The organism is Klebsiella sp. 141203, from assembly GCF_032601985.1.
In the GTDB taxonomy this organism is placed as follows: Bacteria; Pseudomonadota; Gammaproteobacteria; order Enterobacterales; family Enterobacteriaceae; genus Klebsiella; species Klebsiella aerogenes.
Genome location: NZ_JAQIRL010000004.1, coordinates 339,509 through 364,596, shown reverse-complemented (window position 1 = coordinate 364,596; position 25,088 = coordinate 339,509). Strand labels below are relative to the sequence as shown.

The window sequence follows — 25,088 nt, the reverse complement described above, 5'->3', positions numbered from 1 at the left end:
TCTTAATCCTCTCGGGCAAAAAGTGCCTCAATAAAGTCGCCCGCATTAAACGGACGCAGATCTTCAATACGTTCGCCGACGCCAATATAGCGAATCGGAATACTGAACTGGTCAGCCACTGAGAAGATAACCCCGCCCTTCGCGGTTCCGTCAAGCTTAGTCAACGTAATGCCGGTCAGCCCCACGGCTTCGTGGAACAGTTTGGCCTGGCTAATCGCGTTCTGCCCGGTGCTGGCGTCGATGGTTAGCATAACTTCATGCGGCGCGTCGACGTCCAGTTTCTTCATTACGCGGACAATCTTCTTCAGTTCTTCCATCAGGTGCGATTTATTCTGCAGACGACCCGCGGTATCGGCAATCAGCACATCAATATTGCGCGCTTTCGCCGCCTGGATGGCGTCAAAAATAACCGAGGCTGAGTCAGCGCCGGTGTGCTGGGCAATCACCGGGATCTCGTTACGCTGGCCCCAGACCTGCAGCTGTTCCACCGCCGCCGCGCGGAAAGTATCCCCCGCCGCCAGCATCACCGATTTACCCTGCTGCTCGAACTGACGCGCCAGCTTACCGATCGTAGTGGTTTTACCCACGCCGTTAACGCCGACCATCAGAATAACAAATGGCGTTTTCCCTTCAACATTCAGCGGTTCCTCAACTTTCGTCAGGATCTCGCTCATCTCTTCTTTCAGCAGACCGTATAACGCCTCGGCATCGCGCAGCTGCTTACGGCTGGCCCCCTCGGTAAGATTGGTAATAATCTTACGCGTGGTTTCCACCCCAACGTCGGCAATCAGCAGCTGTTCTTCCAGCTCTTCAAACAGATCGTCGTCGATTTTTTTACCGCGGAACAGGCTGATAAATCCGGAACCCAGATTCTGTTTGGTTTTTACCAGGCTGCGTTTTAAGCGGGCGAAGAAACCTTCTTTGGTCGGTTTTTCCTGCTCCTGCGGCGCCGCTTCCTGAGTTTCCGCTTCTTCTTCTGGCGTCTCTTCAACGTCTTGCGCCGCCAGCGCCTGCGCTTCGAGCTCTTCATCGCTTAGTTCGGCTTCGGGCTCTTCCGGGAGGACCTCATCTTCGATGACCTCAGGCTCCGCGACGATAACCTCTTCCGGCGTCTGTTCAGCGACCGCTTCGGCGATAACCGGCTCGGCTATTACCTCTTCAACCAGCGGTTCAGCGACTTTTTCTTCTACCGCAGGAACAACCGGCGCTTCTTCAAAAGCGGCCTCTGGGACAGAAATTTCTTCCGCCACCGGCGATTCAGCCACTTTTTCTTGCGAAACGGCTTCGGTCGCCACCGGATGCGACAGTTCGCTTTCAACAACCTGTTCGGTGACTTCTACGACCTCGGCGGCAAAGGCCTCCGGGTCTTCTTTTACCGTTTCCGCCGCGGGTACGGCTTCCGCAGGCGTTTCCGCCGCCGGAACCTGTTCCGCAACCTCTTGTTGTTCTTCTACTTTTTGTTCTGTTTCGCTTTCCTGAGCCTGTTCTTTTTGCCCAAAGCCCAGCCAGGAAAAGAAGCCACGTTTTTTCTCTTTTGCCATTTGCGACCACACTCCTCGCTGTTTATTCATGGCGCAGCTTCGACACAACCGCTTCAGAAGCTGAAAAAATGATGAAATTAGTTGGATAGTCTATCACTTAACTTAACTCGCATCACCGCCCCCGGATTAAGGTTTCGTCAATGGTCTTCGATCGTTAGAATAGCAGGCTGGAAGTTGAGACTTGAGCAAAGAGATGAAGAAACCAAATCACGCAGGCAGCGGCCAGATCCGCATTATCGGCGGACAATGGCGGGGCCGTAAATTACCGGTGCCGGAGAGCCCGGGTCTGCGCCCAACCACCGACCGGGTTCGGGAAACGCTATTTAACTGGCTGGCGCCGTCGATGGTCGACGCCCACTGCCTTGACTGCTTCGCCGGCAGCGGCGCGCTGGGGCTGGAAGCGTTGTCACGCTATGCCGCCAGCACCACGCTACTGGAAATGGAGCGCGGCGTCGCGCAGCAGCTACAAAAAAATCTCGCGACGCTGAACGCCAGTAACGGCAAGGTGGTCAACACCAACACGCTGGCGTTTCTCAGCCAGCCGGGTACGCCGCACCATATTGTCTTCGTCGATCCCCCCTTCCGCAAAGGGCTGCTGGAAGAAACGCTCAGCCTGCTGGAAAAAAACCACTGGCTCGCTGATGAAGCGCTGATTTATGTCGAGAGCGAAGTAGAAAACGGACTACCGCCGGTTCCGGCAAACTGGCAGCTGTATCGCGAAAAAGTCGCCGGACAGGTCGCCTACCGCCTGTATCAACGCGAGGCACAAGGAGAAAACCATGCTGATTAATTTAGGCCGCCTGCTGATGCTATGCGTTTGGGCGTTTTTGCTGTTGAATCTGTTTCAACCTTTCCCAAAACCGCTGAATATCTTCGTTAACGTGGCGCTGATTTTTATTATTCTGATGCATGGCCTGCAGCTGACGCTGTTGAAAGCGACGCAGACGAAAGACGCGCCGCCGTTGAGCCGTTTTGAGCAAATTCGTATTTTCATCTTCGGCGTATTTGAACTGGTGGCCTGGCAGAAAAAGCTAAAGGCCACGCTGAAGAAAAAGTAACGGTTAATCCAGGGCTCAGTTATCGGCAACAAAGTCGACGAATCTTGAGCCCTTATAGCTCAACATTCCCCGGTCGCCGACGCTCAGCGCGTGATATTGCGGCGCATCAAGGCGGAACACCACTTCCAGTCCGCCATTTTCCGGGCGGAAGCTCGCTTCATAACGCATCTCGCTGCCGGCTGGCGTCACCGTCTGCTGGCGCGAACGGCGATCGTTAATCACCTTTTCCCGCTTATTGCTGACCACCACCCGCTTCTGCAACAGCGGCGCGGCGTCGTTATCCATTTTTTCCCGGCGCTGCTGCACATAGCGAAACGAGGCCGCCACCACAATCACCGCGACCACCAGCACAAAAAATAGCGGAACTTTACTCATTTGCGTACCCATAAGAATTATCAGGAATAAGGATAACGCGCATTGAATAACGTTGTCATCTTCTGGCCCAAACCACTACACTGAGATCCAGTACCGTAAGCGCAATCGCTTATTTAATGATAACAGATACAGGGACTTACTATGCTTTGGTCGTTTATTGCTGTCTGTTTCTCCGCATGGCTATACGTCGATGCGTCCTATCGTGGGCCGGCCTGGCAGCGCTGGGTCTTTAAACCGGTCACCCTGCTTCTGTTGCTGCTGTTAGCCTGGCAGGCGCCGATGTTCAACGCCATTAGCTACCTGGTGCTGGCGGGCCTGTGCGCTTCGCTGCTCGGCGATGCCTTAACCCTGCTGCCGCGCCAGCGGGTGATGTACGCGGTCGGCGCATTCTTCCTCTCTCATCTGCTGTATACGATCTGGTTCGCCAGCCAGATGACGCTATCGTTCTTCTGGCCGCTGCCGCTGGTCTTGTTGGTGCTCGGCGCGCTGCTGCTGGCAATTATCTGGACGCGCCTGGAAGAGATGCGCATGCCGGTGCTGACCTTTATCGGTATGACCCTGGTGATGGTGTGGCTGGCGGGTGAACTGTGGTTCGTACGGCCGACCGATACTGCGCTTTCCGGCTTCCTTGGCGCCGCTTCGCTGCTGTTGGGTAACGCCGTCTGGTTGATTAGCCACTATCGCCGTCGTTTCCGCGCCGATAACGCCATTTCCGCGGCCTTCTACTTTGCCGGGCACTTCCTGATCGTTCGCGCGCTGTATCTGTAATTTACTGCTTGACTCTGGAGTCGACTCCAGAGTGTATCCTGCGGGTAATGAGAAAATTATCATTACCCGGAGGGTGCCATGTCGACACCAGAATCTCAGGACAAAAAAGTCCCCCAGTTCTCGTCATTCAAATTTACCCCGGCGACAGAGCCCGCTGAAAGCTGCTGTGCCGATCGCGCCTGCGCCGGGGAAACCGCCGCCGCTGAGCAGCCGCTCAATGGCGCCCGTTATAGCTGGCAGGTAGACGGCATGGACTGCGCGGCCTGCGCCCGCAAGGTGGAAACCGCCGTGCGCCAAATCGACGGCGTCAGCCAGGTGCAGGTGCTGTTCGCCACCGAGAAGCTGCTGGTCAACGCCGAAAGCGATATCCGTTCGCAGGTCGAAAACGCGGTACGCGCCGCGGGTTATACCCTGCGCGATGCTGACGCGCCGCAGGAAGAGAAACCGCAACGTTCATGGCTGCAGGAAAACCTGGCGTTATTGAGTCTGGTAGTGATGATGGCGCTCAGCTGGGGGCTCGAACAGTTTAACCACCCGTTCGGCAAGCTGGCGTTTGTCGCCACTACCCTCGTCGGCCTGTGGCCGGTTGCCCGCCAGGCGTTGCGGTTGATTAAAAGCGGCAGCTGGTTTGCCATTGAAACGCTGATGAGCGTTGCCGCTATCGGCGCGCTGTTTATCGGTGCCACCGCCGAAGCGGCAATGGTTCTGCTGCTGTTTCTGATCGGCGAACGGCTTGAAGGCTGGGCCGCCAGCCGCGCGCGCCAGGGCGTGAGCGCCCTGATGGCGCTCAAACCTGATACCGCCGTTCGCCTGCGCAACGGCGAGCGTGAGACCGTCGCCCAACGTGACCTTCGCCCCGGCGATGTGATTGAGGTCGCCGCCGGCGGGCGTCTGCCGGCCGATGGCGAGCTGCTATCACCGTTTGCCAGCTTCGATGAAAGCGCATTGACCGGCGAATCGGTACCGGTGGAACGTAAAGCCGGCGAGCGCGTAGCGGCGGGCGCCACCAGCGTCGATCGGCTGGTGCAGTTGACCGTTATCTCCGAACCGGGAGATAGCGCCATTGACCGGATCCTCAAACTGATTGAGGAAGCCGAGGAGCGCCGGGCGCCGATTGAACGCTTCATCGATCGCTTCAGCCGGATCTACACCCCGGCCATTATGGTGGTCGCCCTGCTGGTTGCCATCGTACCGCCGCTGTTCTTCGCCAGCGCCTGGCTGCCGTGGATCTATAAAGGCTTAACGCTGCTGTTAATCGGCTGCCCTTGCGCATTGGTCATCTCCACCCCGGCGGCGATTACCTCCGGTCTGGCGGTCGCCGCACGGCGCGGGGCGCTGATTAAAGGCGGTGCGGCGCTGGAACAATTGGGCCAGGTGCGCCAGGTGGCGTTCGATAAAACCGGTACTCTGACCATCGGCCAACCGCAGGTCACCCGCGTTATCGCCGCCGCCGACGTTGATGAAAACGGCCTGCTGGCACTGGCGGCAGCGGTTGAACAAGGCTCCAGCCACCCGCTGGCGCAGGCTATCGTACGCGAAGCGCAGCAGCGTAAGCTGACTATTCCCGTTGCGCACAACCAGCGGGCGCTGGCCGGTTCCGGGATAGAGGCCGAGGTCAACGGCAGCCGCATCTTAATCTGCGCGGCCAGTAAGGCCGCACCTGCTGAGCATGAGGCGCAGATCCAGCAACTGGAGAGCGCCGGACAGACGGTGGTGCTGGTGCTGCGCGATGATACCCTGCTCGGCATTCTGGCGCTGCGCGATACCCTGCGCGACGATGCGCGTCAGGCGGTGGATGAGCTGCATCAATTGGGCGTACAGGGGGTGATTCTCACCGGGGATAACCCGCGCGCTGCGGCGGCTATCGCCAATGAACTGGGTCTGGAGTTCCGCGCCGGATTGCTGCCGGCAGACAAAGTGCAAGCGGTGATGGCGCTTAACGCCAACGCGCCGCTGGCAATGGTCGGCGACGGCATCAACGATGCCCCGGCGATGAAAGCGGCGACCATCGGTATTGCAATGGGCAGCGGCACCGATGTAGCGCTGGAGACCGCCGACGCGGCGCTGACTCATAATCGCCTCACCGGCCTGGCGCAGATGATTTCGCTCGCGCGCGCCACCCATGCCAATATTCGCCAGAATATCGCCATCGCTTTAGGGTTAAAGGGGATTTTCCTCGTCACGACCCTTCTCGGCCTGACCGGGTTGTGGCTGGCGGTGCTGGCGGATACCGGCGCGACGGTGCTGGTAACGGCTAACGCTCTGCGGTTATTGCGTAAAAAGTAATGTTGAAGCGATATTCCCTGCTTGCGCAGCACGGTTCCAGATCGTTGGGTAGCCCGGATAAGGCGCAACGCGCCGCTATCCGGGGGTATTCCCTGCTCGCGCTGCGCTTAGCAGGGCTACGGTTCCGGGCCGTTGGGTAGCCCGGATAAGGCGCAACGCGCCGCCATTCGGGGATATTCCCTGCTCGCGCTGCGCTTAGCAGGGCTACGGTTCTGAGCGTTGGGTAGCCCGGATAAGGCGCAACGCGCCGCCATCCGGGGGTATTCCCTGCTCGCGCTGCGCTTAGCAGAGCTACGGTTCTGAGCGTTGGGTAGCCCGGATAAGGCGCAACGCGCCGCCATCCGGGGGTATTCCCTGCCGCGCTGCGCTTGGCAGGGCTACGGTTCCGGGCCGTTGGTTAGCCCGGATAAGGCGCAACGCGCCGCCATTCGGGGATATTCCCTGCTCGCGCTGGGCTTAGCAGGGCTACGGTTCTGAGCGTTAGGTAGCCCTGATAAGGCGCAACGCGCCGCCATCCGGGGGTGTTCCCAGCCCGCGCTGCGCTTAGCAGGGCTACGGTTCTGAGCGTTAGGTAGCCCGGATAAGGCGCAACGCGCCGCCATCCGGGGGTATTCCCTGCTCGCGCTGCGCTTGAGAGGGCTACGGTTCCGGGCCGTTGGGTAGCCCGGATAAGGCGGATTCAGTGGCTTTTGCGGATCAGGTAGCGGTACGGCAGGGCTTCGGTTTCCTGCGCCACCAGTTCATGCTCCATAAAGAGGCAAAAACCGGGGATATCGCGGGTCGTCGCCGGATCGTCGGCAATGATCAGCAGGGTCTCGCCCACCGGCATGGTACGCACGGTTTTACGCACCATCATCACCGGCTCCGGGCAGCGGAGCCCAAGGGCGTCCAGCGTATGGTCAGGACTGGAGAAAAGTTCGCTCATTTTTATCTCACTTCAACAAAACGGCCCTAGTTTACCCCCACTTCGCCAGTACGCAAGCCAGGTTAACGTTTGCGCGAAAAACAACCATTGCATTACGCTCTCAACGCAGTATCATGCAGCCGTTTTTAATTGGGTTCCCTCACCCCAACGTTCCGCTCCCGATTCCTTCATTGATATGAAGCATGACGGGCATAAAAAGGTCACAATATGAATCCCTTTACTACCGTACAGCGTAAGAAAGCGCTCGTCTGGCTTTCGCTATTTCATCTGCTGGTGATCACCTCCAGCAACTATCTGGTCCAGCTGCCGATCTCCATTTTTGGTTTCCATACCACCTGGGGCGCGTTCAGTTTTCCCTTTATTTTTCTCGCCACCGATCTGACGGTGCGCATTTTTGGCGCCCCGCTGGCGCGACGCATCATCTTCGCGGTGATGATCCCGGCGCTGATTATTTCCTATGGCATTTCGGCGCTGTTTTATATGGGCGAGTGGCAGGGCTTTGCCGCGCTGGGCACCTTTAATCTGTTCGTCGCCCGTATCGCCGCCGCCAGTTTTATGGCCTATGCGCTGGGGCAGATTCTCGACGTCCACGTCTTCAACCGCCTGCGTCAGAATCGTCGCTGGTGGCTGGCGCCGACGGCGTCGACCCTGTTCGGTAACGTCAGCGATACCCTAGCCTTCTTCTTCATCGCCTTCTGGCACAGCCCGGATCCGTTTATGGCCGCCCACTGGGGGGAAATCGCCATCGTCGACTACTGCTTCAAAGTACTTATCAGCATCGTCTTCTTCTTGCCGATGTACGGCGTGCTGTTGAATATGCTGTTGAAAAGACTGGCGGATAAATCTGATTTGTCGGCATTGCAGCCAGGTTAAAGGTACTCGCTAACGGTTGTGATAAGATAACCGGATGAGCCGTTAATGGCCGTTTATCGAAAGGAAGATGTCAATGCGCAATTTGGTTAAATATGTCGGTATTGGCCTGCTGGTTATGGGGCTTGCGGCCTGTGATAACAGCGATTCAAAAGCGCCGACCGTCGGGGCAGCAGCAGAGAGCAACACCAGCGGCCAGGCGATTAGCCTGCTGGATGGTAAACTGAGCTTCACTCTGCCGGCAGGTATGGCCGACCAGAGCGGTAAGCTCGGCACCCAGGCCAACAATATGCACGTCTATTCCGACGCCACCGGCCAGAAAGCGGTGATTGTGATCGTCGGCGACAGCACTAATGAAGATCTGGCGGTGCTGTCCAAACGTCTGGAAGATCAGCAGCGCAGCCGCGACCCGCAGCTGCAGGTCGTGTCTAACAAATCAATTGAGATCAAAGGCCACACCTTACAGCAACTGGACAGCATTATTTCCGCCAAAGGGCAGACCGCATGGTCCTCCGTGCTGCTCGGTAAAGTCGATGACAAACTGCTGACCCTGCAGGTCACTCTGCCAGCGGACAACCAGCAACAGGCGCAGACCGAAGCAGAAAGCATCGTCAACACGCTGGTCATTAACTAATTTTATTGCCCTGATGCAGCGGCCTCCGGTTCCACCACCGGGGGCCGTTTTTTTAACCGCCAGCCCAGCAGTAGCGCCGCCATCACCAGCCCTGCCGCCGCCAGATAAATCGTTGGTATCCCGGTCCACGCCATCAAAAGACCGGCCAACGGCCCGGTCACTCCCAACGACAAATCCATAAATACGGTATAGGTCGCCAGCGCCGAGCCCTGATTGTGCTGCGGCACTGCTTTTACTGCGACTACGCCGAGCGCAGGGAAAACCAGCGAGAACCCCGCGCCGGTGAGGAAAGTCCCGACTTTCGCCATCAGCGGCGTCAGTGCAAAGCCCACAAGCAGCAGGCCAATAACCTCCACGCTAAAACAGAGCATTGCCACGTTCAGGCCGCCGAGGCGGTTAATACCGTTGGGAAAAAGCAGCCGCGTGCCGACAAACGCGCAGCTGAACAGCGTTAACGCAAAGGCCGCGCCGTCCCAGCCTTTTGCGTCATAAAACAGAGTTATAAAGGTCGCGATCACCCCGAAGCCGGCAGAAGCCAACGCCAGCGCCATGCCGTAAGGCCAAATCCGGCCGAGCACCGCGCGAAATGACATCGCTTTACCTTTCGTCGCTTTCACCGCCGTTCGCGGTAGCGCGCAGAGGATAGCCACCAAAGCGACCGCCATAATGACCATCGCCAGGCCGCCGAGGCCAATATATGAATAGCACAGCACGCCCAGCGGCGCGCCCATCGCCATCGCGCCGTAGGTCACAATGCCGTTCCACGAAATCACCCGCCCGATATGCAGCGAGCCGACAACGCCTACACCCCATAGCGTCGAGCCCGTGCCGGCGAAGCTCTGGCCAATGCCGAGGATCGCTCGTCCCAGACATAACAGCAGCAGACTCAGCAACGGCCAGCCGCTACTCCAGGCCGCCAGCAGATAGCTCAAACCACTCAGGAAACAGCCGCAAAGGCCGAAAACGACAATCTTTTTCGGTCCAAGCAGATCGGCGTAGCGCCCGGCGTGCGGTCGGCTCAACAGCGTGGCGAAATACTGCAGACTAATCACCAGCCCGGCCCAGAAGGCGCTAAACCCCATCACATCGTGAACGTAGCCTGGCAGAACCGCCAACGGCAGGCCGATAGTGAGATAGCTGGCAAAGTTAAAAATTACGACGGAGACAATCCGCAGATTGAGGCGCAGTCCACTGAGCGCCGGTTCGGCGACGGGTTCAGGCATTAGGTTCCACCAAATTGATACGACACGCTTCACTATTACCACGACGTGTACAGAAAAGCAGCCCTTAGCCGCAATATTACCCTGGCAATAAATCAACGGTGATTGGCGATTTAAAATGCGTAAAATTAAGACATAACTTACCGATTATATTCATTGATTAAGCGGAGTTAATTTACTTATACTTCACCCCGCAGCATACCTGCGCCGTCGCTTTATCCGAAAATCAGCATTCCTATAACATTAGGATATTTATTTGTCACATTTTTAAAGTAAAACAAATTAAATAAACAACCTGAATAAAAACACGACATCACGACGATATTATTATTTTTGACATTGACCTAAGTATTTTCTCAACAAATATATCGATAGGGAGTATTCATGAAAAAGGTTATTCATTGGATTGTTGCCGCCACGGTTGTCGGCGCGCTGGCGGGTTGCGCGCGCACTGCGCCGATTGAACAGGTCCAGACTACGGTTAGCGCGGGTCATACCGAAGCTCAGGTCAAGAATGCTATTCTCCAGGCGGGTATTCAACGTGAATGGATTATGTCCGATGCAGGTCCTGGCGTTATCAAAGGGCATTTGCAAAACCGAGCCCACTCCGCGGATATTAAAATTAACTACTCAGCAACAAGCTATTCTATTAATTACGTGAGCAGCCTTAATCTAATGGCTTCCGGCGGAAAGATTCATAGAAACTATAATCGCTGGGTGCACAATCTCGATAAAGATATTCAGGTTACCCTCGCCGCTAATACGGCGTTGCAGAAGTAACTCCTCAACGGGCCAGTATTGGCCCGTTCCCCTCTCATTGATTGAAAAAGGTTGTGCCGAACGTGTACCAACAGGACTCTCTTAGCGCACTGGATGCTATCACGGAAGCGCAACGCATCGCTTTCGCCCCTATGCTCTTTCAAACCGCGTTATGTCTGCGTAACTCAGGCATCCTGGATTATCTCGATCGGCAAGGTAAACGCGGCGCGACCCTTGAAGCAATTAGCGAAAATTGTGAGGGAAATGAATATGCTGTAGGCGTTTTGCTGGATATGGGATTAAGCGGGCGTATTGTTACCTATAAAGAAGAACGCTATTACCTCGCTAAAGTGGGACATTTCTTACTCCATGATACGATGACCCGTGTAAATATGGATTTTACTCAGGACGTTTGTTATCAGGGATTATTCTTTCTGGAAAATGCGTTACAGGAAGGTAAACCATCTGGTTTAAAAGTTTTTGGTGAGTGGCCAACGATTTACCCGGCATTATCGCAACTTCCGCAAGCGGCGCGTAAAAGCTGGTTTGCTTTCGATCATTACTATTCCGACGGTGCCTTTAGCGCCGCGCTGCCACATGTATTCGCCAGCCGGCCCGCAACCCTGTACGATGTCGGCGGAAATACCGGTAAGTGGGCGCTACGCTGCTGCCAGTATGATGAAAATATCGCGATTACGTTATTAGATTTGCCACAACAAATTGCGCTGGCCCGCGAAAATATAGAAAATGCGGGCCTTACCCATCGCATTGACTGTCATGCTGTGGATATGCTGAGTGACGCCCCCTTACCAGGAGAGGCGGATATCTGGTGGATGAGCCAGTTCCTTGACTGCTTTTCCCCGGAACAAATTATCACGCTACTCAGTAACGTCGCGCAGGTCATGAAACCCGGCGCGCGCCTGTGTATTCTGGAGCTGTTCTGGGATGCGCAAAAGTTTGAAGCAGCATCATTTAGTCTGAATGCGTCTTCGCTCTACTTTACCTGTATGGCCAACGGCAACAGTCGTTTCTACAGCGTAGAGAAGTTTTATCGCTATCTGGAAATGGCGGGTTTCCGGGTAGAACAACGTCACGATAATTTGGGCGTTGGACATACCTTGTTGATATGTCAGAAAAATAATTGATTTTTCGCGGACGCGTGTAGATGACATTTTCATTTAACATAGTTGATTGGCAGGCCTTCGCGCCTGGAGTCAGTGGCACCGAGCAGTGGCAACGGTGGTCACAGCATTTGCACGCCATCGATCCAGCCGCAGCGCCGGCCAAACTTAGCGAATTACCGATGATGACCGCCCGCCGACTTAGCTCCGGCAGCAGGCTAGCCGTGGAGTGTGGGCTGGCGATGCTGCGCCGCCATGCGATCGATGCTGTGCTCTATACCAGCCGTCACGGTGAACTAGAGCGAAACTATCGGATCCTCCACGCCCTGGCGATGGAGCAGGCGGTCTCGCCTACCGATTTCGCCTTGTCGGTACATAATTCCGCCGTCGGTAATTTGACGATTGCGGCGAAAAAACCCATTGCGTCGTCATCCCTTTCTGCCGGTCGCGATACTTTCCAGCAGGGTTTATATGAAGCGATGGCTCTACTACAGGCGGGCTATCAGCGCATCTTGATGGTTGATTTCGATGGTTTTCTGCCGGAGTTTTATCACTCGCAGCTACCACCGGCGATGCCAACCTGGCCCTACGCGGTGGCGTGGGTCATTGAAGCGGGAAGCCAATGGCGCTGCAAAGCGCAACGTCATGACGCAGTCGAAGAGAGCACGCTGCCGCAAAGCCTGTTGTTTTTACAGTATTATTTGCAGAATGCGCGCGCATTCACGCTGCCCGGCGAACGCGTGCAATGGCAGTGGAGCCGTTCATGAACACTCTTCTGTGTCGCCTTAATCGGCTCTGGCGCGCGGCGATGACCGGTTTTTGTTTCGCGCTGTTTGGCCTTGGCGGGCTGCTGCTCTCTGTTGTCTGGTTCAATCTATTGCTGGTCCTGGTGCGCGATAAGGCCCGACGTCGCCGCATCGCACGGCGCAGTATTTCGCTCAGTTTCCGTTGTTTTCTCAGCGTGGTGAAAGGCGTCGGCGTACTCGATTACCAGATTAAAGGGCGCGATATTTTACGTCAGGAGCGCGGTTGCCTGGTGGTCGCCAACCATCCCAGCCTTATCGACTACGTTATGCTGGCCTCGGTGATGCCGGAGACCGACTGCCTGGTGAAAAGCGCGTTGCTGAAAAACCCATTTGTCAGCGGCGTGATCCGCGCGGCGGATTATTTGATTAACGATCGCGCCGATGCCCTGCTCCCGGCCAGCCGGCAGCGCTTACAGCAGGGCGATACCATTTTGATTTTCCCGGAAGGAACCCGAACGGTGCCGGGAGAAAAAATGCAGCTGCAGCGCGGCGCGGCCAATATCGCCGTGCGCTGCGGCAGCGACTTGCGCGTCGTCATCATCCGCTGCACCGAGCATATGCTGGGTAAACAGAGCAAATGGTACGACGCGCCGCGAACGAAGCCGTTATTTACCGTCGAAGTCGGAGAACGGCTGCGAATAGACCAGTTTTACGAGGCAAATAAACAAGAACCGGCGCTGGCCGCACGGCAGTTAAACCGGCATATTTTGCTTAAATTAGAATCAGGCACTACACCTGAAACAGGAATTAATGATGCAAGCGCTTTATCTTGAAATTAAGAATCTGATAATCAGTACATTGAACCTGGACGAGTTGTCCGCTGATGATATCGACACCGATGCCGCCCTGTTTGGCGATGGCCTGGGTCTGGACTCCATCGATGCGCTGGAGCTGGGCCTGGCGGTGAAAAATCAGTACGGCGTGGTGCTGTCGGCTGAGAGCGAAGAGATGCGTCAGCACTTCTTCTCCGTCGCCACGCTGGCATCATTTATTCAAGCGCAGCGTGCCTGAGGAGAACCGTCATGACCGAACAACAAGCCATTTACGAAGAAGTCTCCTCGCTGCTGGTGAAGGTATTTGAAATCGATCCGCAGGATATTAAGCCTGAGGCCCGCCTGTACGAAGATCTCGAACTGGACAGCATCGACGCCATCGACATGATCGTCCATCTGCAAAAGAAAATCGGCAAGAAAATCAAGCCAGAAGAGTTTAAAACCGTACGCACCGTGCAGGATGTCGTCGATGCGGTAGAACACTTACTGAAAGAAGCGTAATTCACCGTGTCGGGCATACGCTCGCTGCCGGTCGTTCCGTTAATGACAGGGGTATTGCTGCTGGCCTGGCCGTTCTTAGTCTGGTTTGGCCTCGCGCATAACAGTCTGCAATGGCTACTACCGTTAATGGCGCTGCTGCTGTTTTTACGCTTTCGCCAGACCCGGCGACAGGCGGGGCCACTGAGCGTGGTTACTCAGGTCGTAGCGGCAGCCGGCATGACGCTGTGCATTGCCAGCTATCTGCTAAAAACCCATCAGCTGCTGCTGTTTTATCCGGTAGTAGTAAATAGCGTCATGCTGGCAGTGTTTGGCGGTTCGCTGTGGTCAAGCATGCCGATAGTCGAGCGCCTGGCGCGGCTGCGGGAACCGGTTCTTCCCGAGCGCGCCGTGCGTTACACCCGCCGGGTTACCCAAATCTGGTGCGCCTTTTTCATCCTCAACGGCGGCGTTGCGCTGTTTACTGCGCTATACGGCGATATGTCCCTGTGGACGGCGTGGAACGGCATGATTTCCTATCTACTGATGGGAACTCTGATGGCCGGCGAGTGGCTGACCCGCCAGCAGATGATTAAACGAGATAAACCATGAAGCAGCCCCTTATGCTGGCCCAGTGGCTCAGCACAGCGCGTGCGGCGGACACGCTGATTGCGTGGCAGGAAGAACACCGCTGGACGCTGGCGCATCTGCGCTACGATGTCGCCCAGCTGCTTCCCTGTTTGCAGCAACAGCAAGGCGAACGCTGGGCGCTCTGTTTTGATAACAGCTACCTGTTTCTGGTCGCCCTGCTAGCCACGCTGCATGCGGGAAAAACGCCTGTGCTTCCCGGCCACAGTCGCGCGTCGTTATTAAACGAACAGCGGGCGCTTTTCGACGGCATATTGAGCGATAAGCCGCTGGCGTGGCGCGGGCCGCTACAGGTTGTGCATTCCGCCATGACGACCGCCCCCCACGAATACGCATTCCCGGCAATCGACGATGACGCCGATATTGAGCTTTTTACCTCCGGTTCTACCGGTGAACCGAAGCGAATTAGTAAGCCCGTCAAGAGTCTCGACCGCGAGGCGGCGCTGTTAGCCGCGCACTATGCCGGACGCCTGGCAGACTGCCAGGTAGTGGCATCGGTCGCGCCACAGCATTTATATGGCCTGACGTTCCGCCTGTTCCTGCCAATGGCGCTAGGTTTGCCGCTCCACGCGGCGATGATTGAGTACGCCGAGCAGTTAACGGCATTGAACCCTGACCATCGCTATCTTTTTATCAGCAGCCCGGCTTTCCTCAAACGTCTCGATCGCCAGTTGCCCCCGCCACCGGTCGCGATGATTTTGTCCGCCGGCGGCAAGCTTCTGTGGCAGGATGCGGTGCAAACCGCCAGTTGGTTTGCTGTCTGGCCGGATGAAATTTACGGCAGCACGGAAAGCGGGGTTATCGCCTGCCGCCAGCGCCTGCAGGATGATATGCCGTGGCAGCCGTTCCCCGGCATCCGCCTTCAGCCGCAGGGCAACACAATTCGTCTATTTTCGCCGCTTATCGCCGACGATAGCGGCCTAGTTATCGATGATATTTTGCATTTCAATGAAAGCGGTCAATTCCAGCTGGCAGGTCGTCGCGACCGGGTGGTGAAAATTGAAGAGAAGCGCATTTCACTAAGCGAAGTGGAACATCGATTACTGGAACTGGATGGCATTCTTGAAGCCGCCGCCCTGCCTATTACCCGCGGCAGTCGCCAGAGCGTTGGCGCGTTGTTAGTTCTGCACCCAGACGCCCGTCGCCGCTGGGGAAAAAGTCAGGAATTACAGTGGCGAAAAGCGCTGCGCGCCTTGCTGGAACCTGTGGCCATCCCTCGCTACTGGCGGGTGATTGACGAGATCCCCGTTAACAGCATGAACAAGCGTGTCTACGCGCAATTACAGGAGTTATTTCATGAAGCCCCATGAAATTGAGCGCCGTCAGCCGCAAGCCGATCGGGTTGAAATCGTACTCTCTCTCGACCCGGCGCTATTCTGGTTTCGCGGCCATTTTGCCGTGCAGCCGCTGCTTCCCGGCGTCGCGCAGATGGACTGGGCGATGCATTACGCCACCAAGCTGCTGGCCCCCGGCTGGCGTTTTCACAGCGTTCAGAATGTGAAGTTTCAGTCGCCGCTATTGCCGGACACGACCGTTACGCTCGCCCTCAACTGGCAGGAGGCGCGCCAGACTCTGACGTTTAGCTATCTGCGCCACGACGGCGAAGCGCGACACACCGCCAGCAGCGGGAAAATTCGCTTATGCCGCTAGATTTCTCTCCCTGCGTTCTGATCCCCTGCTATAACCACGGCGCAATGATGCCGCGGGTGCTGGCGCGCCTGCAGCCCTTTGGCCTGCCGTGCATCGTGGTGGACGACGGCAGCGATACCAGTACGCGGCAGCAGCTGGATCGGCTGGCGGCGGAAACCGCCAATCTGACCCTAATCCGCTTACCTCGGAACGCAGGCAAAGGCGCTGCGGTGATCCGTGGACTACAGGCCGCTGCGGAAGCTGGGTTCAGCCACGCGGTGCAGGTCGATGCCGATGGTCAGCACGCCATCGAAGATATTCCGCAACTGTTGGCGCTGGCGCAGGCCCATCCCGAAGCGTTAATTTCCGGGCAGCCGATTTACGACGACTCCATCCCGCGTTCGCGCCTGTACGGGCGCTGGATAACCCACATCTGGGTATGGATTGAAACGCTATCACTGCAGTTGAAAGACAGCATGTGCGGCTTTCGCGTCTATCCGGTGATGCCAACGCTGCGGCTGGCGCAGCGCGTGACGCTCGGCCAGCGCATGGATTTCGATACCGAAGTGATGGTGCGCCTCTACTGGCAGGGGAACACCAGCTACTTTATTCCGACCCGCGTGACCTATCCACCGGACGGTTTGTCGCATTTTGATGCCTTCAAAGATAACTGCCGCATCTCGCTGATGCACACGCGTCTGTTCCTCGGCATGCTGCCGCGGATCCCCTCCCTGCTGTTTCGCCGCGCCTCGCCGCACTGGGCGCGCCAGCAGGAGGTAAAAGGATTATGGGGAATGCGCCTGATGCTGCTGGTGTGGCGACTGCTGGGGCGCAAGGCGTTCACGCTGCTGCTTTATCCGGTAGTCGGCGCCTACTGGCTGACGGCCGCGACGGCGCGCCGCGCGTCGCAACAATGGATCACCCGCGCGCGCGAACAGCTCGCCGCGCGCCAGATGCCGATACCGCCAACCCTGACCAGCTACCGGCACTTCCTGCGCTTCGGCGAGGCGATGCTGGATAAAATCGCCAGCTGGCGCGGCGAGCTACAGTTTGGTCGCGACGTGGTCTTTGCCGCAGGCGCCGAGGAGACGCTGAATATCAGCGATCCGCGAGGAAAACTACTGCTGGCCTCTCATCTCGGCGATGTCGAAGCCTGCCGCGCGCTGGCGCAACTGCAGGGCAGCAAAACCATCAACGCCCTGGTATTCAGCGAAAACGCGCAACGTTTTAAACAAATTATGGCGGAGATGGCGCCTCAGGCCGGGCTGAACCTGATGCCGGTGACCGATATCGGCCCGGAAACCGCCATGTTGCTGCAAGAAAAGCTGGATCGCGGCGAATGGATCGCTATTGTCGGCGACCGTATTGCGGTTAACCCGCAGCGCGGCGGTGAATGGCGCGTCTGCTGGAGCCGTTTTATGGGGCAAGCCGCCCCCTTTCCACAAGGGCCGTTTATCCTGGCAGCCATTTTGCGCTGCCCGGTTAATTTGATTTTCGCCCTACGCCAACAGAGCAAACTACGCATTTACTGCGAACCGTTCGCCGATCCGCTGCTGCTGCCGCGCGCCGAACGCCAGCAGGCATTGCAACACATCATCGACCGCTACGCCGAACGGCTGGAACACTACGCGCTGCAGTCGCCGCTCGACTGGTTCAACTTTTTCGATTTCTGGCATCTGCCGGATCCCAAAGACAAGGAGTAAAGGGTGCTTAACGATCCCCGTTTTACTGCTGAAGTAGAGCTGACAATTCCGTTTCATGACATCGATATGATGGGTGTCGTGTGGCATGGCAACTATTTCCGCTACTTCGAAATTGCCCGTGAGGCGCTGCTTAACCAGTTCAACTACGGCTACCGGCAGATGAAAGATTCTGGTTATTTGTGGCCGGTGGTCGATACCCGCGTGAAATACCGCGACGTTATCACCTTCGAGCAGCGCATTCGCGTCCGCGCGCGGATAGAAGAGTTTGAGAACCGTCTACGCATTGGCTACGAAATTTTTGATGCCGATAGCGGCAAACGTACCACCACCGGCTACACCATCCAGGTCGCGGTGGACGAAAATAGCCGCGAGATGTGTTTCGTCAGCCCGGATATCCTGTTTGAACGCATGGGGGTCACGCCATGAGATTACTGCTGCTGTTAGGGCTGTTTATCAGCCCGTTGGTCAGCGCCCTGACGCTTGATACCCTGCAACAACGTTTTACCGAACAGCCGGTGGTGCGCGCCCACTTCGATCAAGTTCGCACGATTAAGGATCTGCCGCAGCCGCTGCGATCCCAGGGACAGATGTTGATCGCCCGCGATAAGGGTTTACTGTGGGACCAAACCTCGCCGTTCCCAATGCAGCTGTTGCTGGATGACAAACGGATGGTGCAGGCAATTAACGGTCAGCCGCCGCAGACCATCACCGCTGAAAACAACCCGCAGATGTTCCAGTTCAACCATTTGCTACGCGCGCTGTTCCAGGCGGATCGTAAAGTCCTGGAAGAGAACTTCCGCGTAGAATTTGCCGATAAAGGCGAAGGCCAGTGGACGCTGCGCCTGACGCCCATCACTACGCCGCTGGATAAGATTTTTGCCCGCATCGATTTGGCCGGAAAAACCTATCTGGAGCATATTCAGCTCAACGACAAACAAGGCGATCGCACCGATATTACGCTTTCCCAACATCAACTGACGCCAGCGCAACTGACCGATGACGAACGCCAACGCTTTGCCGCCCAGTAAACGCCCTGCGCTGTTATGGGCTATCGTCTGCCTGATCCTGGCGGGCGCGCTGCTGGCGCTGCTGCCGCAGGCCCGGCTTAACAGCAGCGTACTGGCTATGCTGCCGAAGCAGACGCTTGGCGCAATCCCGCCTGGCCTGAACGACGGTTTTATGCAGCGTCTTGACCGCCAACTGGTGTGGCTGGTCAGCCCCGGTAAACAGGCCGATCCGCAGGTGGCCCGCGACTGGCTGCAGCGGCTGCAACAATCGCAGGCGTTGGCCGAGGTAAAAGGCCCAATGGATGCCGATAGCCAGCAGGCCTGGGGCGCGTTTTTCTGGCAACATCGCAACGGTTTAATTGACCCCGCTACCCGCGCGCGCCTGCAAAACGGCGGCGAAGCGCAGGCGCAATGGATCCTCTCGCAGCTCTATTCGGCATTTTCCGGCGTCAGCGGCAAAGAACTGCAAAACGATCCGCTGATGCTGATGCGCGGTTCGCAGCTGGCGATGGCGAAAGGCGGCCAGCGGATGCAGCTGCAGGACGGCTGGCTGGTGACCAAAGACGCCCAGGGCAATGTATGGTATCTGTTGCATGGCGAACTGGCGGGATCGTCATTCGATATGCAGCAGACGCACCGGCTGGTCACTACCCTCGGCGAGCTGGAGAAGGAGTGGAAAACGCGGTATCCGCAGGCGCAGCTATTGTCACGCGGCACCGTGTTCTACAGCGATTACGCCAGCCAGCAGGCGAAGCACGATATTTCTACGCTCGGCGCGGCGACGCTGTTCGGCGTGATCCTGCTGATCGTCGCGACGTTTCGCTCGCTCCGCCCGCTGTTGCTATGTCTGCTCTCTATCACGATCGGCGCGCTGGCCGGCACCGTCGTCACGCTGCTGCTATTTGGCGAGCTGCATCTGATGACCCTGGTGATGAGCATGAGCATCATCGGCATCTCCGCCGACTATACGCTCTATTATCTGACCGAACGGATGGTGCATGGCGCGGAACTAACCCCGTGGCAGAGTCTCGCCAAAGTGCGTCATGCGCTGCTGCTGGCGCTGCTCACCACCGTCGTGGCGTATCTGATTATGATGCTGGCCCCCTTCCCGGCGATTCGCCAGATGGCGCTATTCGCGGCGGTCGGCCTGAGCGCCTCATGCCTGACGGTAATTTTCTGGCATCCATGGCTATGCCGGGGGCTCCCCGTGCGCCCGGTGCCGGCGATGGTGTTGCTGTTGCGCTGGCTCGCCGCCTGGCGGCGCAATAAAAAGCTGTCCATCGGCCTTCCCGTTGCACTGGCGCTGTTGTCGCTGGCGGGGCTCGCGACGCTGCGGGTGGATGATGATATTTCGCAGCTCCAGGCGCTGCCGCAGGATATCCTGGCTCAGGAAAAAGCGATTACTGCGCTCACCGGACAAAGCGTCGACCAGAAGTGGTTTGTGGTTTACGGCGAATCCGCCCAGCAAACGCTGGAGCGCCTGGAAGCATTTATACCCGCGCTGACGCAGGCGCAAACCGACGGCCTGCTCGGCGGATATCGCGCTATTCCGCTGAATTCACTCGCCCGCCAGCAGCAGGATCTTACCCTGCTGCAACGCGCCGCGCCCACCGTCAGCAAAGCGCTAAATCACGCCGGGCTGACGACGGTCAATCCCGATCTCAACGCTATGCCAGTGACCGTCGATGACTGGCTTGCCAGCCCGGCCAGCGAAGGCTGGCGGCTGCTATGGCTGACGCTACCGGATGGCGAAAGCGGCGTGCTGGTCCCGGTGAGCGGCGTGAAAGACAGCGCGGCGCTAAAAACGCTTAGTACAAAACAGGCTGGCGTTGTGTGGGTCGATCGCAAAAGCGATTTCGACCAGCTGTTCGCGCTCTACCGCCATATTTTAACCGGGCTGCTGGGCGTTGCGCTGGCGGTGATTGCCTGTGGCGCCGTTATCCGCCTTGGCTGGCGCAAAGGGCTAATAAGCCTGGTGCCGTCCGTATTGTCGCTGGGCTGCGGGCTGGCGGCGCTGGCGCTTAGCGGCCACCCGGTTAACCTGTTCTCCTTGCTGGCGCTGGTGCTGGTACTGGGCATCGGCATTAACTACACGCTGTTTTTCAGCAACCCGCGCGGCACGCCGCTGACATCGCTGCTGGCGGTCACGCTGGCAATGATGACCACCTTATTGACGCTTGGCATGCTGGTCTTTAGCGCCACTCAGGCCATTAGTAGTTTTGGTATTGTTCTGGTAAGCGGCATTTTCACCGCCTTCCTGCTTTCGCCGCTGGCGATGCCGACCAAAAAAGAGAAAAAAAGACGATGATAAGACCATCATTCTGGCGCGCCTTCGCGCTACTCGCCGCCTTATTACTGGCCGGCTGCAGCCATTCGCAGCCGGAGCCGAAAGGCCGTCCGCAGGCGTGGCTGGAACCGGGTACGCGCGTCACGTTGCCGCCGCCTGGCATCTCGCCGGCCATAGACTCGCAGCAGTTACTCACCGGCAGCTTCAACGGCCAAACCCAGTCGCTGCTGGTCATGCTTAATGCCGATGATAAAAAGCTCACGCTGGCGGGCCTGTCGTCCGTCGGTATCCGTCTGTTCCTGGTGACCTATGATGAAAGAGGGCTGCGCGCGGAACAGTCGATGGTGGTTCCGCAACTGCCGCCAGCCAGCCAGGTACTGGCCGACGTGATGCTCAGCCACTGGCCGGTTAGCGCATGGCTGCCGCAGTTGCCAAAAGGGTGGACGTTGACCGACCGCGGCGACAAACGCGAACTGCGTAACGCGCGCGGGAAGCTGGTCACGGAAATCACCTATATCAACCGCAAAGGCAAGCGCGTGCCGATAAGCATCGAACAGCACGTCTTTAAATACCACATCACCATTCAATACCTGGGTGACTGAGATGATCTACATTTCTGCCGTCGGCATGATTAACGCGTTAGGGCGCGATAATCATGAAATCGCCGCCAATCTGGTTCGCGGTATCGCGCCAGGCATGCGCCCGCGCGAGGGGTGGCTACAGGGACATCCGCAGGCGGTTTTCGCAGGCGTGGACGGCGAATTACCCGCCATTCCCGATACCTTTAGCGCCCATCGTTCGCGCAATAATCAGTTGCTGCTGGCGGCGCTGGCGCAAATTCAGCCGCAGGTGGATGACGCCATCGCCCAGTACGGGCGGGAGCGCGTTGCCTTGGTACTTGGCACCAGCACCTCGGGGCTGGATGAGGGCGACGCGCACGTCACTTCGACCCTTAGCGGCGCGGAAAGCGCGGCCTGGCAATATCCGCAGCAGGAGCTGGGAGACCCATCGCGTTTTCTCAGCCACTGGCTGGCGCTGGATGGCCCGGCATTTACGCTGTCAACCGCCTGCTCCTCCAGCGCCAGAGCGATTATCAGCGGGCGCCGACTGATTGAAGCCGGGCTGGCGGATGCGGCGATTGTCGGCGGCGCGGATACCCTCAGCCGTATGCCGATCAACGGTTTTCACAGTCTGGAGTCGCTCTCCACGACCCTGTGCCAGCCGTTTGGCCGCGATCGCTGCGGCATCACCATCGGTGAAGGGGCAGCGCTGATGCTGCTGACCCGCGAACCGCAGCCTGTCGCGCTGCTGGGTATCGGCGAGTCCAGCGACGCCTGGCATATTTCCGCCCCGCATCCTGAAGGAGAAGGGGCGATCCGCGCCATTCAGCAGTCGCTGGAGGATGCGGGAATCGCCCCTGAACAGGTGGGCTATATCAACCTGCACGGCACCGCCACGCCGCTTAACGATCGGATAGAGTCTCACGTCGTCAACGCGCTATTTGGCGAGCAGGTTCCATGCAGCTCCACCAAACATCTGACCGGGCATACGCTGGGCGCGGCGGGGATCACCGAAGCCGCCATCGGCATGCTGATCCTGCAACGCAATCTGCCGCTGCCGGCGCAGGATTTCAGCCAGTCGCCGCGCGACGCCACCCTTCCGCCGTGCGGGATTATCGAACGCCCCCTGCCGCTGTCGCGGCCGATTATCCTGTCGAACTCGTTTGCCTTTGGCGGCAATAACGCCAGCATTCTGCTCGGGAGCATTCAATGAGCCACTATTTATCGCCCGGCGCTTATTTACCGCACGAGTCGCCAATGCTGCTGCTGGAAGAGGTCATCAATGTCACCGACGAAACCGCTACCTGCGGGGTCACTGTCTCTCCCCATGGCGTCCTGGCGCCGTTTCTCGATGCAGAGGGCAATCTCCCCGGCTGGTTCGCCCTGGAACTCATGGCGCAAACCGTTGGCGTCTGGTCCGGATGGCACCGCCAACAGCGGGGGCAAACGTCCATCGCACTAGGTATGGTGCTTGGCGCACGCGAGTTAGTCTGCGCGACAGGATGCCTACCGGGCGGCAAGGCGCTGTCCGTTACCGTGAAGCTGTTAATGCAGGACGAGCGTTTCGGCAGCTTCGAATGCGCCATTACGGCAGGCAATGAAGAACTGGCAAGCGGACGGGTCAATACCTTCCAGCCGACGCCAACAGAACTTAACACCCTATTTCAACAAGGAGCGTCAGAATGAGTCGTTCAGTTTTGGTCACCGGCGCCAGTAAAGGCATCGGTCGCGCTATCGCCTGTCAGCTGGCGGCGGATGGCTTTGTCGTAGGCATCCACTATCATCGCGATGCGTCGGGCGCACAGCAAACGCTGGAGGCGATTACCTCGGCTGGCGGCTCGGGTCGTCTACTGAGTTTTGATGTCGCCAACCGCGCGCAGTGTCGCGAAGTGCTTGAGCAGGATATGGCCGAACACGGCGCATGGTACGGCATTATCAGCAACGCCGGCATCGCCCGCGACGGCGCCTTCCCGGCGCTCGGCGAGGATGACTGGGACGCGGTGATCCACACCAACCTCGACAGTTTCTATAACGTCATTCATCCCTGCATCATGCCGATGATTAGCGCGCGCAAGGGCGGGCGTATCATCACGCTCTCGTCCGTATCCGGCGTCATGGGCAACCGGGGTCAGGTCAACTATAGCGCCGCTAAGGCGGGGATCATCGGCGCCACCAAAGCGCTGGCCATTGAACTGGCGAAGCGCAAAATCACCGTCAACTGCATCGCCCCGGGGCTTATCGACACCGGGATGATCGAAATGGAAGAGACTGCGCTAAAAGAGGCGATGTCGATGATCCCGATGAAACGCATGGGACAGGCGGACGAGGTGGCAGGGCTTGCCAGTTATTTAATGTCGGATATTGCGGGATATGTCACCCGACAGGTCATTTCAATCAATGGAGGGATGTTATGACACGTCGTGTGGTCATTACCGGGATGGGCGGCGTCACCGCCTTTGGCGACAACTGGCAGGATGTTTCGGCGGGGCTGCAGAGATATAAAAACGCCGTGCGCGCCATGCCGGAGTGGCGCATTTACGACGGATTGCATACGCTACTGGGCGCGCCGATCGATGATTTCACCCTTCCGGCCCACTATACCCGTAAGCGTATTCGCGCGATGGGCCGCGTGTCGCTACTTTCTACCCGCGCCACTGAACTGGCGCTCGAGCAGGCCGGGCTTATCGACGATGCCGTGCTGAGCAACGGCGAGACCGGCATCGCTTACGGCTCGTCAACCGGCAGTACCGGCCCGGTGAGCGAGTTCGCTACCATGTTGACGGAAAAGCACACCAACAATATTACCGGCACCACCTACGTGCAGATGATGCCCCATACTACCGCGGTTAATACCGGGCTGTTTTTCGGTCTGCGCGGCCGCGTTATTCCGACGTCAAGCGCCTGTACTTCCGGTAGCCAGGCGATCGGTTACGCCTGGGAAGCTATTCGCCACGGTTATCAAACGGTGATGGTCGCCGGCGGCGCAGAAGAGCTATGCCCGTCGGAAGCCGCGGTATTCGACACCCTGTTCGCCACCAGCCAGCGTAATGAACAGCCCGACCTCACCCCCGCCCCGTTCGATGAACAGCGCGATGGACTGGTGATAGGCGAAGGTGCCGGTACTCTCATACTGGAAGAGCTGGAGCACGCCAAAGCGCGCGGCGCGACTATTTACGGCGAAATCATCGGCTTCGCCACCAACTGCGATGCCGCGCATATCACCCAACCGCAGCGCGAAACCATGCAGATCTGCATGGAACAATCGTTAAAAATGGCGGGCTTAAGCGCCCGGGATATTGGCTACATTTCGGCCCACGGCACCGCGACCGACCGCGGCGATATCGCCGAAAGCCAGGCGACGGCGGCGATTTATGGCGACAATGTGCCGATCTCCTCGCTGAAAAGCTATTTCGGCCATACCCTTGGCGCCTGCGGGGCGCTGGAGGCGTGGATGAGCCTGCAGATGATGCGCGAGGGCTGGTTCGCGCCTACGCTGAATCTGCATAATCCGGATGCTAACTGTGGTAATCTTGACTACATCATGGGCGAATCGCGCAAGATTGATTGTGAATTTCTGCAAAGCAACAACTTCGCCTTCGGCGGCATTAACACCTCAATCATTATTCAGCGCTGGCCGTAAG

General features: G+C 57.8%; 28 protein-coding genes. 24 read left to right on the top strand and 4 right to left on the bottom strand.

The window, feature by feature from the left end:
- Window positions 1-2 precede the first annotated feature (2 nt).
- Complete coding sequence (ftsY, locus tag PGR29_RS18190; protein ID WP_316425065.1) at window positions 3-1,541, bottom strand: signal recognition particle-docking protein FtsY; 1,539 nt, start codon at window positions 1,539-1,541, stop codon at window positions 3-5.
- Window positions 1,542-1,734: 193 nt separating this feature from the next.
- Between ftsY and rsmD the strand changes: the two genes are divergently transcribed.
- Together rsmD and PGR29_RS18180 are read left to right on the top strand one after the other, a co-directional pair.
- Window positions 1,735-2,331 carry a 16S rRNA (guanine(966)-N(2))-methyltransferase gene (gene rsmD, locus PGR29_RS18185; RefSeq protein ID WP_316425063.1) on the top strand — a complete coding sequence of 199 codons (597 nt, stop codon included), beginning with the start codon at window positions 1,735-1,737 and terminating at the stop codon, window positions 2,329-2,331.
- Window positions 2,321-2,599, top strand: a complete 279-nt coding sequence (locus tag PGR29_RS18180; protein ID WP_316425062.1) for a DUF1145 family protein — start codon at window positions 2,321-2,323, stop codon at window positions 2,597-2,599. The genes rsmD and PGR29_RS18180 overlap by 11 nt, the downstream gene beginning before the upstream one ends.
- 15 nt (window positions 2,600-2,614) lie before the next feature.
- On the opposite strand, the gene PGR29_RS18175 is transcribed toward PGR29_RS18180, so the two are convergent.
- The gene (locus PGR29_RS18175; protein WP_162750185.1) at window positions 2,615-2,974 is read right to left on the bottom strand and encodes a DUF2500 domain-containing protein; all 360 of its coding nucleotides are present in this window, start codon (window positions 2,972-2,974) and stop codon (window positions 2,615-2,617) included.
- Between the two features lie 141 nt (window positions 2,975-3,115).
- On the opposite strand from PGR29_RS18175, the gene PGR29_RS18170 reads away from it, so the two are divergent.
- Together PGR29_RS18170 and zntA are read left to right on the top strand one after the other, a co-directional pair.
- Window positions 3,116-3,742 carry a lysoplasmalogenase gene (locus PGR29_RS18170; protein ID WP_015369312.1) on the top strand — a complete coding sequence of 209 codons (627 nt, stop codon included), beginning with the start codon at window positions 3,116-3,118 and terminating at the stop codon, window positions 3,740-3,742.
- 78 nt (window positions 3,743-3,820) lie between these two features.
- Window positions 3,821-6,028: a Zn(II)/Cd(II)/Pb(II) translocating P-type ATPase ZntA gene (gene zntA / locus PGR29_RS18165; protein WP_113373967.1), complete on the top strand. Its 2,208-nt coding sequence runs from the start codon at window positions 3,821-3,823 to the stop codon at window positions 6,026-6,028.
- 679 nt (window positions 6,029-6,707) lie between these two features.
- Here zntA and tusA read toward each other — a convergent pair.
- On the bottom strand, window positions 6,708-6,953 hold the full coding sequence (tusA, locus tag PGR29_RS18160; protein WP_015703711.1) for a sulfurtransferase TusA: 246 nt from the start codon (window positions 6,951-6,953) through the stop codon (window positions 6,708-6,710).
- A gap of 207 nt (window positions 6,954-7,160) precedes the next feature.
- Here tusA and PGR29_RS18155 point away from each other — a divergent pair, with 207 nt between their 5' ends.
- On the top strand, window positions 7,161-7,826 hold the full coding sequence (locus PGR29_RS18155) for a 7-cyano-7-deazaguanine/7-aminomethyl-7-deazaguanine transporter (RefSeq protein ID WP_316425061.1): 666 nt from the start codon (window positions 7,161-7,163) through the stop codon (window positions 7,824-7,826).
- 73 nt (window positions 7,827-7,899) lie between these two features.
- On the top strand, window positions 7,900-8,457 hold the full coding sequence (locus tag PGR29_RS18150) for a DcrB family lipoprotein (protein ID WP_045397026.1): 558 nt from the start codon (window positions 7,900-7,902) through the stop codon (window positions 8,455-8,457).
- Between the two features lie 2 nt (window positions 8,458-8,459).
- On the opposite strand, the gene PGR29_RS18145 is transcribed toward PGR29_RS18150, so the two are convergent.
- A complete protein-coding gene (locus PGR29_RS18145) occupies window positions 8,460-9,680 on the bottom strand; it encodes an MFS transporter (protein WP_316425060.1) in 1,221 nt (406 codons plus the stop codon).
- Between the two features lie 381 nt (window positions 9,681-10,061).
- On the opposite strand from PGR29_RS18145, the gene PGR29_RS18140 reads away from it, so the two are divergent.
- The 18 genes from PGR29_RS18140 (at window position 10,062) to PGR29_RS18055 (ending at window position 25,087) form a co-directional block, all read left to right on the top strand.
- A complete protein-coding gene (locus tag PGR29_RS18140; protein ID WP_113373969.1) occupies window positions 10,062-10,457 on the top strand; it encodes a hypothetical protein in 396 nt (131 codons plus the stop codon).
- Between the two features lie 62 nt (window positions 10,458-10,519).
- Window positions 10,520-11,581: a methyltransferase gene (locus PGR29_RS18135; protein WP_123273284.1), complete on the top strand. Its 1,062-nt coding sequence runs from the start codon at window positions 10,520-10,522 to the stop codon at window positions 11,579-11,581.
- A gap of 20 nt (window positions 11,582-11,601) precedes the next feature.
- Window positions 11,602-12,324, top strand: coding sequence for a beta-ketoacyl synthase chain length factor (locus PGR29_RS18130; RefSeq protein WP_316425059.1), 723 nt, complete (start codon window positions 11,602-11,604; stop codon window positions 12,322-12,324).
- Entirely contained in the window at window positions 12,321-13,136 is an 816-nt protein-coding gene (locus PGR29_RS18125; protein ID WP_410477038.1) for a lysophospholipid acyltransferase family protein, read from the top strand. The genes PGR29_RS18130 and PGR29_RS18125 overlap by 4 nt, the downstream gene beginning before the upstream one ends.
- Window positions 13,117-13,374 carry a phosphopantetheine-binding protein gene (locus tag PGR29_RS18120; protein WP_045397051.1) on the top strand — a complete coding sequence of 86 codons (258 nt, stop codon included), beginning with the start codon at window positions 13,117-13,119 and terminating at the stop codon, window positions 13,372-13,374. The genes PGR29_RS18125 and PGR29_RS18120 overlap by 20 nt, the downstream gene beginning before the upstream one ends.
- A gap of 11 nt (window positions 13,375-13,385) precedes the next feature.
- Window positions 13,386-13,637, top strand: a complete 252-nt coding sequence (locus tag PGR29_RS18115) for an acyl carrier protein (protein WP_047047899.1) — start codon at window positions 13,386-13,388, stop codon at window positions 13,635-13,637.
- Window positions 13,638-13,643: 6 nt separating this feature from the next.
- Complete coding sequence (locus PGR29_RS18110; protein WP_045397056.1) at window positions 13,644-14,225, top strand: hypothetical protein; 582 nt, start codon at window positions 13,644-13,646, stop codon at window positions 14,223-14,225.
- A complete protein-coding gene (locus PGR29_RS18105; protein WP_316425057.1) occupies window positions 14,222-15,571 on the top strand; it encodes an AMP-dependent synthetase in 1,350 nt (449 codons plus the stop codon). The genes PGR29_RS18110 and PGR29_RS18105 overlap by 4 nt, the downstream gene beginning before the upstream one ends.
- The gene (locus PGR29_RS18100; RefSeq protein WP_316425056.1) at window positions 15,558-15,911 is read left to right on the top strand and encodes a hydroxymyristoyl-ACP dehydratase; all 354 of its coding nucleotides are present in this window, start codon (window positions 15,558-15,560) and stop codon (window positions 15,909-15,911) included. Before PGR29_RS18105 ends, PGR29_RS18100 begins: the two co-directional genes overlap by 14 nt.
- On the top strand, window positions 15,902-17,593 hold the full coding sequence (locus PGR29_RS18095; RefSeq protein WP_316425055.1) for a glycosyltransferase family 2 protein: 1,692 nt from the start codon (window positions 15,902-15,904) through the stop codon (window positions 17,591-17,593). Before PGR29_RS18100 ends, PGR29_RS18095 begins: the two co-directional genes overlap by 10 nt.
- Before the next feature lie 3 nt (window positions 17,594-17,596).
- Window positions 17,597-18,019: an acyl-CoA thioesterase gene (locus PGR29_RS18090; RefSeq protein ID WP_087859028.1), complete on the top strand. Its 423-nt coding sequence runs from the start codon at window positions 17,597-17,599 to the stop codon at window positions 18,017-18,019.
- The gene (locus PGR29_RS18085; RefSeq protein ID WP_087859027.1) at window positions 18,016-18,621 is read left to right on the top strand and encodes an outer membrane lipoprotein carrier protein LolA; all 606 of its coding nucleotides are present in this window, start codon (window positions 18,016-18,018) and stop codon (window positions 18,619-18,621) included. The genes PGR29_RS18090 and PGR29_RS18085 overlap by 4 nt, the downstream gene beginning before the upstream one ends.
- Window positions 18,590-20,908: an MMPL family transporter gene (locus PGR29_RS18080; RefSeq protein ID WP_316425054.1), complete on the top strand. Its 2,319-nt coding sequence runs from the start codon at window positions 18,590-18,592 to the stop codon at window positions 20,906-20,908. The genes PGR29_RS18085 and PGR29_RS18080 overlap by 32 nt, the downstream gene beginning before the upstream one ends.
- Window positions 20,905-21,489, top strand: coding sequence for a DUF3261 domain-containing protein (locus tag PGR29_RS18075; protein ID WP_087859025.1), 585 nt, complete (start codon window positions 20,905-20,907; stop codon window positions 21,487-21,489). Before PGR29_RS18080 ends, PGR29_RS18075 begins: the two co-directional genes overlap by 4 nt.
- Before the next feature lies 1 nt (window position 21,490).
- Window positions 21,491-22,660, top strand: coding sequence for a beta-ketoacyl-[acyl-carrier-protein] synthase family protein (locus PGR29_RS18070; RefSeq protein ID WP_316425053.1), 1,170 nt, complete (start codon window positions 21,491-21,493; stop codon window positions 22,658-22,660).
- On the top strand, window positions 22,657-23,133 hold the full coding sequence (locus PGR29_RS18065) for a 3-hydroxy-fatty acyl-ACP dehydratase (RefSeq protein ID WP_113373978.1): 477 nt from the start codon (window positions 22,657-22,659) through the stop codon (window positions 23,131-23,133). The genes PGR29_RS18070 and PGR29_RS18065 overlap by 4 nt, the downstream gene beginning before the upstream one ends.
- Window positions 23,130-23,861, top strand: a complete 732-nt coding sequence (locus PGR29_RS18060; protein WP_316425052.1) for a 3-ketoacyl-ACP reductase FabG2 — start codon at window positions 23,130-23,132, stop codon at window positions 23,859-23,861. Before PGR29_RS18065 ends, PGR29_RS18060 begins: the two co-directional genes overlap by 4 nt.
- Window positions 23,858-25,087: a beta-ketoacyl-ACP synthase gene (locus PGR29_RS18055; protein WP_213794159.1), complete on the top strand. Its 1,230-nt coding sequence runs from the start codon at window positions 23,858-23,860 to the stop codon at window positions 25,085-25,087. Before PGR29_RS18060 ends, PGR29_RS18055 begins: the two co-directional genes overlap by 4 nt.
- Window position 25,088: the final 1 nt, after the last annotated feature.